Here is a 12015-nt window from a genome sequence, read left to right on the forward strand (position 1 = left end):
GTTCACCAGGTGGTCAACCTCACCGATGAGCGTCGCCATATCCTGCAATTCTTTGGAGCGCCCTGCCGGAAATACTATCTCCTCTACTGAGGTCTCTGGTTAATTCTCGCTGTGCCAGTTGAAAGTGCGGAATGTAGGATTTAGGCAAAGGCTAGTACCGCCTGGCAGAAATATGACTACCGTTGCTGAGGGGGGCAGGTTTTAGGTGTCAGGTATCAGAAATGGTTGGCTGACTTATGCCGTAGAGCACTAACTGCCTCCCCTAAGGGTGGCCGCTTTAAATCGCTCTCCTGACTGCACCCGCCAGAGATTGGCGTATACCCCATTGATCGCGATTAGGGCTTCGTGGCGACCCTGCTCAATAATTTGCCCCTGGGCCATGACGTAGATGCAGTGACAGTGACGAATGGTGGACAGGCGGTGGGCGATCGCGATAGTCGTTCGGTTCTGGGTAATCACCGCCAGAGATTTCTGGATGGCCGCTTCGGTTTCGTTGTCCACCGCTGAGGTCGCTTCATCCAAAATCAGGATGGGCGGGTCTTTAAGGATGGCTCGGGCAATGGCCAACCGCTGTCGCTGGCCCCCAGATAGCTTTTGCCCCCGTTCACCGACGATGGTGTGGTAGCCCTGGGGCAATTGCTGAATAAACTCGTGGGCCTCTGCCAGTTTTGCCGCCTGCATAATCTCGTCTGGGGTAGCCGAAAAGGTGCCATAGGCAATGTTTTCAGCCACGGTGCCATGGAACAAAAACACGTCCTGGCTGACCCAGCCCATGCAGCGCCGCACATCTTTGACGTTGGTGCCGTGAATGGGCTGATCGTCAATGCGAATTTCCCCTTGCTGGGGCTCATAGAACCGCAACAGGAGTTTGACTAGGGTGCTTTTGCCTGAACCGGTTGCCCCCACGACGCCAATGCTGTGCCCCGCCGGAATGGTGAGGGAGAGGTCTCTGACCACTGGTGTATGGCCAGCGTAGGCAAAGCTGACATGCTCGATCTGGACCTCTCCCCGTACCTGGTCTATGGGCAAGGGCTGGTGTCCGGGGGGCACCAAAATTGGGGTGTCGAGCAAGCCTAACACCCGTCGTACCGAGGCCATGGCCCGCTGGTACTCATCCATGATTTGGCTCAGTTGGGTAAAGGGCCACAGCAGCCGCTGAATGATAAACACCATAAATCCATAGGTGCCGGCCGATAACTGACCGTTGGCCACCTGCAAGCCACCAAAAAACAACATGGCGGTAAAGCCGACTAAAATCAAAATCCGAATCAGGGGAATAAAGGCGGCACTGAGGGCAATGGCTCGCCGATTACTGCGGCGATAGGCTTCGCTATCTTGACAGAGGCGATCGCGTTCATAGGCCTCGGCGGTAAAGCTTTTGATTGTGGCTATACCCGACAGGTTGTTACTGAGGCGGCCGCTAATCAACCCTGCTTTTTCGCGCACATCGGCATAGCGGGGCGCTAACCTGGCCTGAAACGCCACCACTCCCCACAGCACAAAGGGAATGGGCAGCATCGCTAACCACGACACCGATGGCGCTAACACCAGCAGGGTCCCCCCAACCCACAGGACGGTGGTCAGAAACCGCAGCAGATTGTGGGCACCACTGTCGAGGAAGCGCTCTAGCTGGTTAATGTCATCGTTGAGAATGGCCAGCAGGCCCCCGGTACTGCGGTCTTCGAAGTAGCTGAGGTCAAGCTCTTGCAGGTGACTGTACGCCTCAATCCGCATGTCGTGTTGCAGGGCTTGGGCCAGGTTGCGCCACAACCGACCATAGCCGTATTCAGTCAGTGATTCCAGGCTCCAAATCACCAGAGTGAGTAGGGATAGGATGCCCAGCTGGCCGACCAGACTGGTGACGCCCAATCGGGCAATCAGTGAGCTTTCTTCATTCACCACCACGTCGATGGCGATGCCAATCAGGTAGGGCGGAGCCAAGTCAAAAATAGTGTTGAGGATGGAACACACCATGGCCGCCACCATCTGGGGCCGGTAGACTCGACCATAGTGGAGAAGGCGCGACAGGGGATGAGTTTTTGGCAAAAGCATAATCAAACTATGGCATATCTCCCCCCCTGGCCGAACCAGCTCACCTACCTGGTGTTGAGTCAAAAAACTAATGTCGGGAGGTGTGACTTAGGGTTCACGGCTCACGGTAAGCGGTTCACGGCGAGCCGTAGACCGTGCACCGTAGGCCGTGAACCGCAGGCCCTGCCGACCCGTCACGTCTGACTTGACATCCTGTACCGATGCTCTAGCCAGCTCGACCCAAGCTACGGATGACCGCAGGGTAATGGGGGTAAGACAAAGGCTGTGGCCTGCCGAATGGCCACAGGTCGTTGTCCGTAGGACACTCGCCCCCCTGCCGTGTCAGTGTATTGCTGGCAGAACTCTGCCACCGTTTCCGCCCCTTCGGTGGGCGAAACGCCGCTGAGGATAAAGGTTAACTTGCCGGGGGCGGCCAGGGTGACGTTACAGGGTTGGTGACACCCGGCCATACAACGCAGGGGTTGCAAGGTCACGGCCTGCTCCAGCTGTCGAGCGTTAAGGGCTGCTTGCAACTGGTTGATCAGATATTGCCCTCCGGCTGTACCCTCACGGCTGGCTTCAGCCTGGGAAAAGCGGCACAGGGAACAGACAAAGAGCGTGGCTGGGGTCGGTAAGCTTCGATCAAGTTTCATTCAGGTCCATCATCTGTGCCTCGCAGATGCTGTTAGGGGTATACGACCTGTCGGCGGGCATTCTGACTTACACAATTTTAGATTTGCGATTTTGAATTTTGGAGAGATATCCAGCCAAAATCTAAAATTCGCAATCTAAAATCGGCTTACAGCTGCGGGACAGCGGCAGATTTTTACTGCACTTTCCCCGTTTCCTCTAGTGGCTGATCCCCACTAGAACCGACATTGGGTTGTATCCTAGCACTGAATACGGCCTGTCATGGGCTGGCTGAGACATGTTTAGTGCCCCATGGTTGTCCCCCGTCTACCCCCGATTCAGATCCACAATGCTGAGCTACGATCGCAGTTGCGACCCACCTACACGGCTACAGATTTACACTCGATCTGCCACTGGTTACACCAACGGGGCACCCTGCAATTTCCCACCTACGCCAATGGCTTGTTTCCGGCGGCGACGGTCACCGACCAGACCCGCTACACCGGCTACGATGCCGTCTGGGTCCGCGATACGGTTCATATTGCCCAGGCCCACTGGGTGACCGGTCAGGGGGCGATCGCGATCCGGGCAATGCAGACCCTAATGCAGCACTTTGTCCAGCAGCTGCCCCAGTTCGATGCCATTATCCACGGCCAGGTGGACCCAGCGGATCATTACCGACGACCAGCCGTTAAATTTGTGGGCGATACCCTGGCTCCCCTCCCCCAACCCTGGCCCCACGCCCAGAACGACGCCTTGGGGTATTTTCTATGGTTGTACTGTCGGCTGGCCCAAGCCAAGGCCTTAGTCGTGGATACCGCCGCCCTGGAGGTACTGAACCGTTTTCCAGCCTATTTGCAGCGCATTCAGTACTGGCAGGATGCCGATAACGGCCATTGGGAAGAAGCGGCCAAAGTAGAGGCCTCCAGCCTTGGGGCTGTGGTGGCAGGATTACAACAATTGCTGGCCCTGGCCCAGCAGCAGCCCCAGGTGGCCGACCGGTGTGCTCCTAAGGCGATCGCGCCCCTGATCGCCCAAGGCCAAGCCGCCCTAAGCGCTATCTTGCCAGCAGAATGCGTACAACCCCAGCACCCTCGCCCTACCGATGCCGCCCTGTTGTTTTTGATCTACCCCCTGGGGGTAGTGCCGGAGGCCATGGCCCAGCAGATTGTCGATAATGTCACGACCCATCTCCTCGGAGACTACGGCATCAAGCGCTACCTGGGGGATTCCTACTGGTGTGCCGACTACCCAGACAAGTTGGCTGAGGCGGATCGTACCGCAGAGGTTAGCACTACGATGGCCCATCGTGACCGGCTGTTGACCCCCGGGGAAGAAGCCCAGTGGTGTGTGTTTGACCCGATTGTATCGGTCATTTACGGGACTTGGTTTCAGCAGCGGGGCCAGGCCGAAGACCGCGATCGGCAACTGTATTACCTCAACCGTTCCCTCGGGCAAATTACCGGCACTGACCATAACCAGCCCCCCCACTGCTGTCCCGAGCTGTACTATCTGCGCCAGGGCCGCTACGTCCCTAACGATACCACCCCCCTGCTGTGGACCCAGGCCAACCTGATGACCGCCCTGGACTCTTTAGCTCAAACCCTGGAATCCTAGTCATGCCTTACCCAATTCCTCCCCCAGCCCTAGACGATGAGACCTATTTACGCCACCGGAGCTGGATGCTGCGGGCTCTGGAACTAGCGGAAGCGGCAGGTAATGCCGGAGATGTGCCGGTAGGCGCGATCATCCTTGGCCCTGAGGATCAGCTGCTGGCCGCAACTGGCAACCGGCGCGAACAAGACCAAGACCCCACCGCCCATGCCGAAATACTGGCCCTACGGATAGCTGCCCGCCAGCTGGGCAACTGGCATCTTAACCACTGCACCCTCTATGTCACCCTAGAGCCCTGTCCCATGTGTGCCGGAGCGATTACCCTAAGCCGTCTGGGGCTACTGGTGTATGGGGCCAGTGACCCCAAGGCTGGAGCGGTGCGATCAGTCATTAATATCCCTGGTGGTCCTTGCTCGAACCACAAACTACCGGTATTAGCCGGCATTTTGGCTGAACCTTGTCAGTATCAGTTGCAACACTGGTTCCGTCAACGCCGTCAGGGTGGGCAACCTAATCTGAACCGCCCATGACACCCCCTGAACTGTCCTGTGAAAGATGCGCTCTTTTCAAAGACGGTATTAAGGTAAAAGTGTTCCAGCTAATGCGATATCTAAACTGTTGACAAGATCCATGGACTTGGCTGCAGCCAACGTCTGAGTCATCGATATTGTTGGGCTGGAATCTGCGTCAAACTCTGGCATCCTTGCCTACTCCGATGTTTCTCCCTCGTTGGTCTATGGCTATTCTGTCAACCCTACCTATGTCCACCCTGAAGTTCTCTGAATCCGTCACCAGTCCGTCTAAGGCTCCAGTGCAGTCCCGTTGTTCGCCAATTTTGACCCCTTTAGCTTACTTTTTGGGTCGGTATCTGGTGATACCGGCCTACTTTGGTGACATCACCATTGCTGGGCAACACCATCTGCCTGAAGCCGGACCCGTGATTTTAGCCCCGACCCATCGGGCTCGCTGGGACTCGATCATGCTACCGCTGGCGGCTGGACGCCCCGCCACCAGCCGCGACCTGCGCTTTATGGTCACCGCTGACGAAGTGCGCGGCATTCAAGGGTGGTTTATTCGTCGCCTGGGCGGGTTTCCAGTGAATGTGCGTCGCCCCACCATCGCCAGCCTGCGCTACGGTATTGATTTGCTAATAGCGGGCGAAATGTTAGTGATCTACCCAGAAGGGGGGATTCGCCGCGAGGACCGGGTTCACCCCCTAAAGCCGGGGTTGGGGCGGTTAGCGGTACAGGCAGAGGCCGCTCAAGCACAGCTAAATGTGCAAGTGTTGCCAGTGGATATTCACTACGGTGAAGCCTACCCCAGCTGGCGTTGCCCAGTCCAGATCACCATTGGCGATCCGATCGCGGTTCGGCACTATCTCAATGGCGACGACTCGCCAGATGCCCTGAAGGCTGGGGCCAAGGAGCTAACAGCGGATTTGCAGACCCGGCTAACCACCTTAGTCAACAGCCGTCAGAATGCCGCCTAGACCACTGTTTTAGACAGAGTCACGCTTTACTGGCGTCTTAGCCAAGTCCTCAAATAGTGACCTACCCTGCTGCCTGGGCCAGTGAGCACCCCATGGGTGGGGCTAAACAGAAAGGCCAGGGCAAACAACATGGACACCACCAGCACGATCGCGGGACCCGAGGGCCAATTGAGGTAGTAGCTCAGGTACATGCCGCTAACGCTGGCCAAGACCCCAACTCCAGACCCCACGGCCATGACTTGATGCAGGCGGGGCACCAACAGATAGGCGGTGGCCCCTGGGGCAATCAACAATGACAGCACCAAAATTACGCCCACCACTTTCATGCTGGCCACCACGGTCAGGGCAATTAGGACCATGAGGCCAGCGTTTAGCCAGCCCACCGGTAGGCCGCTGGCCTGGGCGCCCAGGGGGTCAAAGCTGTAAAACAGCAACTCTTTATAAAGTAGGGCGACGGTCAGCAAGACCAGGGCGGCGATGATCGCGGTATCGCGGACATCGGCAGGGGTAACGCCGAGGATATTGCCGAACAGAAAGTGGTTGAGATCAATTTTGTTATCCCGCTGGATGGTGGTAATCAGGGTGATCCCGAGGGCAAAGAAGGCGGAAAACACAAGGCCCATGGCGGCGTCTTCTTTGATCGGCGATCGCGTATGGATCCAAGAAATGATCACGGTGCTAATTACCCCGGCGATGAACGCCCCGATAAAGATATTCACCCCCAGCAAAAACGCGATCGCCAGCCCCGGCAACACCGAGTGACTAATGGCATCCCCCAGCAGGGCCAACCGCTGCACCATCAGGTAACTGCCCACCACCGAGCAGATGATGCCCACCATCACTGCCACCGCCAGGGACCGCTGCATAAAGGCATACTGCAACGGCGCTAGCAGGGGGTTGAGCCAGGCTACCTCAAGCCACATGGCCAAAGAATCCAATGTGACCGCCGTAGGCCCGGGTCATGTGGTCGCGGGTCAGGACCCATTCCCGGGGACCAGCGGCAATCAGTTCTTGGTTGAGCAACACCAACTGGTCGAAGTTGGTGATCGACTCGCCCAGGTCGTGGTTTATTACCATGACAATTTTGCCAGCCGCCGCCAACTCTCGAAAAATCTGGAACAGCACCGCCTCAGTTTTTTGGTCTACCCCGACAAAGGGCTCATCAAAGCAGAAAACAGTTGCCTCCTGAGCCAAGGCTCGAGCTAAAAACACCCGCTGCTGCTGGCCCCCAGACAGGGCTCCAATCGGGCGATCGCGAAATTCCAGCATCCCGACCCGCCCCAGGGCCTGCTGGGCCAGTCGCCGACTAACGGTTGAAAAGCGATGTAGCCAGCCTGTCTTTTTCACTCGACCCATCATCACCACATCCCACACGGTGGCCGGAAAGGTCCAGTCAATCTGCGATCGCTGAGGGACATAGGCCACCTGCTCCAACTGTTGTGCCAGGGGGCGAGCCCCATAGGTGACCTGGCCGGTGGTCACTGGCATTAGCCCCAGCATGGCTTTAATTAGGGTGCTTTTACCGGCTCCATTAGGGCCAAAAATGCCAATCAGCTTACCGGGCCTGAGGGTCAGGTTAATATTCCGCAGAGCCTGCACCTCTCGATAACGAACACTGAGGTGGTCAACGGTAATTTTGGCCAACGGTGCCATGGCAAGATCTCCAACACAGACGATGTCGCAAAAGCGCGAAACGTGAAACCCAAAGACAGCAGCAAAAGCGTCAGAAACTGACGTGCCAGCATCAAAAATGAAACGATTATGAAATTTATTGTATCGTAAAAATGAAAGAAATATGAAACATAATCCATGGAACACATGAATCTCTTCCCCAGGTATGGGGGAATGGTGGCGACCTTATTGACCCTAGGGCTGGGACTGGTGAGCTGTGATGCGGTTGAGCCAGAGGGCGCCTCGCCCCAGGCCGATGCGTCTAGGCCTACGGTGGTCGCCACCAGCACCATGATTGCCGACTGGGTTGAGCAGGTGGGCGGTGACCAAATCGAGCTGACTGGCATTTTGCAGCCAGGGGCGGATCCCCATATCTATGAGCCGGTGCCCGCCGATAGCATCGCCTTTGAAGAGGCTGATTTGATTTTCTACAACGGCTATGACCTGGAGCCCAGTCTGATTCGGCTGATCAATGCGGCCGGGGTAAGCGCCCAGCGGGTCGCCCTGGGGGAAGTGGTGGCCCCCTTAGACCTAGAGGAAGACGGCGCGATCGTGCCCGATCCCCATGTGTGGGGAGATGTCAGCAACGTGGTACCCATGGTGGCGGTGATTCGCGATCAGTTGATTGAACTGGCCCCGGACCAAGCGGATCTGTTCACAGAGAACGCTGAAGCCTATGTGGCTGACCTGACTCAACTGCATGACTGGATTGGCGAACAAACTGCGACCATTCCTGAAGACCAGCGGCTGTTGGTCACCACCCACGACGCCTTCCAGTATTACGCCAATGCCTATGGCTTGACGGTGGTGGGAACCCTGATTGGAATCAGCACCGAAGAGCAACCCAGTGCTCGCACCGTGCAACAACTGGTGGAATCGATTCAAACCCTGGGGGTGCCGACCATTTTTGCTGAAACCACGATCAATCCCCAATTAATCACCACGGTGGCCCAGGAGGCGGGGGTGGCCCTGGCTTCCCAGGAGCTCTACTCTGACTCGATTGGGGCTCCGGGCAGCGATGGGGATAGCTACCTGGGGATGATGGCGGCCAACACCCGCACCATTGTCGAAAACCTGGGGGGGCAAATCACGGAAATGGCTCCTTAAACCTATCGGGAAACCTATTGGAGCAATTGGTAACATCTCGCCAGTTTTCAGGCATCATAGGGAACTGATGTCCATCTCTTTGACGCCGTGACGGCTGGCTCCCTATGAAACCTGGCAGCAAATACTATCCACTGTTTGACCATTTGCAACATTGCGGCCAAGCGGAAACGACATTGACCTTTGCCGAAATTGAGGCCATGCTGGGGCGATCGCTACCCCAGTCAGCCCGCGATCGCAAAAATTGGTGGAGCAACCGTGAAACCCCTGGTGCTCTCCAGTCAGGGGCCTGGGTGGGGGCGAGTTACCACGTCAAATCCGTTGATCTCGACCAAGAAACCGTCACCTTTGGTAAGGTTCAGGCCCACTACAACATTCAACTTAAAGATGGCAAAGTTGTCTGGCAACAAGACGCCATCAGAGCGCTCCGAAAACACATGAGCCTAACGCAAATGGAATTTTCCGAGCAACTGGGGGTGCGCCGCCAAACCATCAGCGAATGGGAGAACGGCGTCTATGACCCCGATCGCAGTACATCGAAGTTCCTGGAGCTGATTGCCAAACAAGCCAACTTTGAAGTTCCCCCAGACGCTTCTACAGACGAGGAGTAGATCAGCTTGACCTGAGTCCGCTCAGCGTGCATACTGAAGTCAGTTGGTCACCGGTGCTGACTGCTGATGTTTAGTATTTTGGAGTCCTGTGATGTCGTCTGAACGTCCACCGTTGCCCCTGCCCGCCACCGATGAGGCCAATATTCTGCGGGTGATTGCCATTGGTTCCCTGGAGGTGGTGAACAACTATGTGGTCACCCAACACCGGCTGGGCTTTGCGGAAGTAGCCGATTGGTCGCGCCCCCTACCCAGCCCCAATCCAGGGGAAATCATGCGAATTTTGACCAAGCGGTTTAGCGGCCAGGGAAACAGGCCATAGTACTGTCTGGGATAAGTACGACAACGCTGACTAAGGGTGTCAGGTGCATTGTGGCCTGTCATTCCCGCCAGGCGAGAATCCAACGGATAGTTCCCGCAGCAGATTCCCGCGGCCACGGGACTGGCAGGCCTCACACAGGCCTCACACAGGCCTCACTCTAGGATGACGAATAATAGGATGGTGGCCTGTCAAGGCTAAAAATTAGGGTGAGCGGTTTAAAAGCCTTTTATCTTCAGGGAGTTTGCTTCAACACATCAGGACTTACCATCCCCTCCCACGGAGGGGTGCCCGGAGGGCGGGGTGGGTCCCCTCGGGCTTGCTTGACCCACCCCTACCCACTTCGACACGTTGCCCCTCCGGGGCCGCTACGCGCTAGCGAAGCCATGCCGCAGGCTATATAGCGCAGGCCTCCAAAGGAGGGGATTTCGGACCTTGATGCTACCAATTCTCTACATCTGCTAACCCTAAATTCAAGACTTGACGTTGCAATAGGTATCAAGGACTACAAACTTGTTATAACAAGTTGGCTTTACTGGGACCAACCCTAGCTGCTTTGTAACGCCCAGGAGGTCTGACGGTGACTGGAGTTTTAACCCGGGTCGATACATCAACCGATCTAGGGCGCTACGCCCATGCCTCAGGGCGGGATGAACTGGTCAAACAAGTCCGCGCCAAAATTAATGAGTTGGGCATTCAATATATCTACTACCAGTTCATCTCTGTAACTGGGCGGATTGTGGGTAAGGGAATTCCGGCTGACTACTGGGAGGTCACCGCTGAGCGGGGATTTCAGCTCGTGTATGGGGCCACGGCCAACCTGGCGATGGATCGCCACAGCCAATATCTGGGCTACGGTCCTGAGGCCGCCGAACTGGTGGCGATTCCCGACCCCGAAACCTTCTGCCAACTGCCCTGGGACCAGCGGGTGGCCCGGGTCTACTGCGTCTGCTTTCGTAACCGCGAAGAAGAGGTGGATGCTGCCGCTTTTCTGACCAGTGATTGTCGCGGTAATCTGAAGCGACTCCATGCCGAGTTTCAGGCCAAGCACGGGCTCCAGCTGCGCCACGGTTGTGAGCCGGAAATGATGTGGCTGAAAAAAGGCCCCGATGGTCAGCCCAACGGTGGGGTGACCAAGCCCAACTGCTACCACATCGACCAGTTTGAAGAACTGCGCCCCGTTTTTCTGCGGGTGATTGAGTATAGCCGCGCCATGGGGCTGGACATGATCCAGGGGGACCACGAAGACGCGCCGGGGCAGTTGGAACTCAACTTCATGTTTGATGACGCCCTGCGCACCTGCGATCGCCTCTCCACCTATCGACAAATCTGTGCCCAGGTGGCCCGCGAATTCAACCTAATCGCCTGCTTTATGTCGAAACCGTTTATGGGGGTGTCAGCCTCGGGCTGTCACCACAACCTGTCCCTCTGGCAGGGCGGCGACACCACCCTGAAAACCTTCGGCTTTGACACCCTGCCAGGTATGGCGGGCAACTTCACCTATCACCAGGGGGGCGACAATACCTTCCTGCCAGCGGCGGGCACCTCCAAACGGATTCCTGGCCCGGTGGGGTTGCACTGCATTGGGGGCGTAATCGACCACTTACCAGCCCTGACCGCCATTGGCTGCTCTACGGTTAACTCTTACCGCCGCCTGTGGGATGCCGGTTTTTGGGCACCGGTGTATTCTGACTGGGGTTACCAGAACCGCACTTGCGGTTTACGGGTATCGGCCCCGGGGCGGTTTGAGTATCGGGCCGTTGACTCGATGGTCAATCCTTACCTGATGGCAGCCGCTCTCCTGCAAGCCTTTGACGATGGCCTCAGCCGCCAGCTTGACCCCGGCCAACCAGAGCAGCGCAACATTTATGAAGCGATGGATGACGGTAAGCAAGTGAAGAAGCTACCCATGTCTCTGGGGGAAGCCCTGGACTGCTTGGCCAGTGATCAGGTGATCAAGTCGGCTTTGCCAGGGGAAATGTACCGGATTTATGATCAGTACAAGCGGGATGAATGGGAGCGGTTTCTAGCCACGACCACCAACTGGGACCTGGAAAATTATCTCGATTGTTTACCTTAAGTAGGAAAACCGGGTTTCTACTATGCACCCTAGGTTAACAGCTGGGCTGCACCACAGAAACGTATTTCCTGGGCTAACTGAGTTTTCAAAGTGGTGGAAGCTCAAAAGCAGACTCAGGAATATTATGAATTCGAGCACTACCGCCAAACACAGGATGTAAAGAAGGTTTTGTAACGATTCATGGCAGGATGAAGTAGTGTGGCAGAGGTTCGCCTACGTAACCATTTCAGGCTGATTGACTGACAAAAGTGTATAGCCCTCACCCTAAATCCCTCTCCCAGAGCGGGCTACTAAGTACACACATCTTGGCCCTCTCCCCAAACCCCTCTCCCAGAAGGGCGAGGGGCTTTGAAAGCTCTACTCCCCTACTCTTCGAGAAGCGCAAAGCGCTACCTCCCGTTTTGGGAGGAAGGGGCTGGGGGATGGAGGGAAAGCCCTGCCCACAAGGGTCTCACAGGACTTATGTGTA

At 56.6% G+C, this 12015-nt stretch carries 11 protein-coding genes and 1 riboswitch; of the genes, 7 read left to right on the top strand and 4 right to left on the bottom strand.

Annotated features, from left to right (window positions below; translation table 11 throughout):
- Positions 1–249: 249 nt before the first annotated feature.
- A complete protein-coding gene (locus E1H13_RS25240) occupies positions 250–2052 on the bottom strand; it encodes an ABC transporter ATP-binding protein (protein WP_206071066.1) in 1803 nt (600 codons plus the stop codon).
- A gap of 224 nt (positions 2053–2276) precedes the next feature.
- Positions 2277–2684 (bottom strand): DUF1636 domain-containing protein, encoded by a 408-nt coding sequence (locus E1H13_RS25245; protein WP_169617735.1) that lies wholly within the window; start codon positions 2682–2684, stop codon positions 2277–2279.
- A 34-nt stretch (positions 2685–2718) separates the two neighbouring features.
- A riboswitch (cobalamin riboswitch) is annotated at positions 2719–2923 on the bottom strand.
- Between the two features lie 50 nt (positions 2924–2973).
- Here E1H13_RS25245 and E1H13_RS25250 point away from each other — a divergent pair.
- The 3 genes from E1H13_RS25250 to E1H13_RS25260 all read left to right on the top strand — a co-directional run bounded on the left by E1H13_RS25250 (position 2974) and on the right by E1H13_RS25260 (position 5764).
- Positions 2974–4278: a glycoside hydrolase family 15 protein gene (locus E1H13_RS25250; protein WP_169617736.1), complete on the top strand. Its 1305-nt coding sequence runs from the start codon at positions 2974–2976 to the stop codon at positions 4276–4278.
- A 2-nt stretch (positions 4279–4280) separates the two neighbouring features.
- Positions 4281–4805, top strand: a complete 525-nt coding sequence (gene tadA, locus E1H13_RS25255) for a tRNA adenosine(34) deaminase TadA (protein ID WP_169617737.1) — start codon at positions 4281–4283, stop codon at positions 4803–4805.
- 206 nt (positions 4806–5011) lie between these two features.
- Positions 5012–5764: a lysophospholipid acyltransferase family protein gene (locus tag E1H13_RS25260; RefSeq protein ID WP_240966853.1), complete on the top strand. Its 753-nt coding sequence runs from the start codon at positions 5012–5014 to the stop codon at positions 5762–5764.
- 26 nt (positions 5765–5790) lie between these two features.
- Here the strand turns inward: E1H13_RS25260 and E1H13_RS25265 are convergent, their stop codons facing one another.
- Together E1H13_RS25265 and E1H13_RS25270 are read right to left on the bottom strand one after the other, a co-directional pair.
- A complete protein-coding gene (locus E1H13_RS25265; protein WP_169617738.1) occupies positions 5791–6687 on the bottom strand; it encodes a metal ABC transporter permease in 897 nt (298 codons plus the stop codon).
- Complete coding sequence (locus E1H13_RS25270) at positions 6677–7417, bottom strand: metal ABC transporter ATP-binding protein (protein ID WP_169617739.1); 741 nt, start codon at positions 7415–7417, stop codon at positions 6677–6679. Before E1H13_RS25270 ends, E1H13_RS25265 begins: the two co-directional genes overlap by 11 nt.
- Before the next feature lie 192 nt (positions 7418–7609).
- On the opposite strand from E1H13_RS25270, the gene E1H13_RS25275 reads away from it, so the two are divergent.
- From E1H13_RS25275 to E1H13_RS25290, 4 genes are all read left to right on the top strand, one after another.
- A complete protein-coding gene (locus tag E1H13_RS25275; protein ID WP_206071068.1) occupies positions 7610–8542 on the top strand; it encodes a zinc ABC transporter substrate-binding protein in 933 nt (310 codons plus the stop codon).
- 104 nt (positions 8543–8646) lie between these two features.
- Positions 8647–9150: a helix-turn-helix transcriptional regulator gene (locus E1H13_RS25280; RefSeq protein ID WP_169617741.1), complete on the top strand. Its 504-nt coding sequence runs from the start codon at positions 8647–8649 to the stop codon at positions 9148–9150.
- 91 nt (positions 9151–9241) lie between these two features.
- Positions 9242–9469 carry a hypothetical protein gene (locus E1H13_RS25285; protein ID WP_169617742.1) on the top strand — a complete coding sequence of 76 codons (228 nt, stop codon included), beginning with the start codon at positions 9242–9244 and terminating at the stop codon, positions 9467–9469.
- A gap of 577 nt (positions 9470–10046) precedes the next feature.
- Positions 10047–11546, top strand: a complete 1500-nt coding sequence (locus E1H13_RS25290; protein WP_169617743.1) for a glutamine synthetase family protein — start codon at positions 10047–10049, stop codon at positions 11544–11546.
- Positions 11547–12015 lie beyond the last annotated feature (469 nt).

Source organism: Nodosilinea sp. P-1105 (genome assembly GCF_012911975.1).
GTDB lineage: Bacteria > Cyanobacteriota > Cyanobacteriia > Phormidesmidales > Phormidesmidaceae > Nodosilinea.

Coding starts and splice junctions, on each gene's coding strand:
- E1H13_RS25240 (WP_206071066.1), bottom strand. CDS start 2,052: ATGCTTTTGCCAAAAACTCATCCCCTGTCGCGCCTTCTCCACTATGGT.
- E1H13_RS25245 (WP_169617735.1), bottom strand. CDS start 2,684: ATGAAACTTGATCGAAGCTTACCGACCCCAGCCACGCTCTTTGTCTGT.
- E1H13_RS25250 (WP_169617736.1), top strand. CDS start 2,974: ATGGTTGTCCCCCGTCTACCCCCGATTCAGATCCACAATGCTGAGCTA.
- tadA (WP_169617737.1), top strand. CDS start 4,281: ATGCCTTACCCAATTCCTCCCCCAGCCCTAGACGATGAGACCTATTTA.
- E1H13_RS25260 (WP_240966853.1), top strand. CDS start 5,012: ATGGCTATTCTGTCAACCCTACCTATGTCCACCCTGAAGTTCTCTGAA.
- E1H13_RS25265 (WP_169617738.1), bottom strand. CDS start 6,687: ATGTGGCTTGAGGTAGCCTGGCTCAACCCCCTGCTAGCGCCGTTGCAG.
- E1H13_RS25270 (WP_169617739.1), bottom strand. CDS start 7,417: ATGGCACCGTTGGCCAAAATTACCGTTGACCACCTCAGTGTTCGTTAT.
- E1H13_RS25275 (WP_206071068.1), top strand. CDS start 7,610: ATGGTGGCGACCTTATTGACCCTAGGGCTGGGACTGGTGAGCTGTGAT.
- E1H13_RS25280 (WP_169617741.1), top strand. CDS start 8,647: ATGAAACCTGGCAGCAAATACTATCCACTGTTTGACCATTTGCAACAT.
- E1H13_RS25285 (WP_169617742.1), top strand. CDS start 9,242: ATGTCGTCTGAACGTCCACCGTTGCCCCTGCCCGCCACCGATGAGGCC.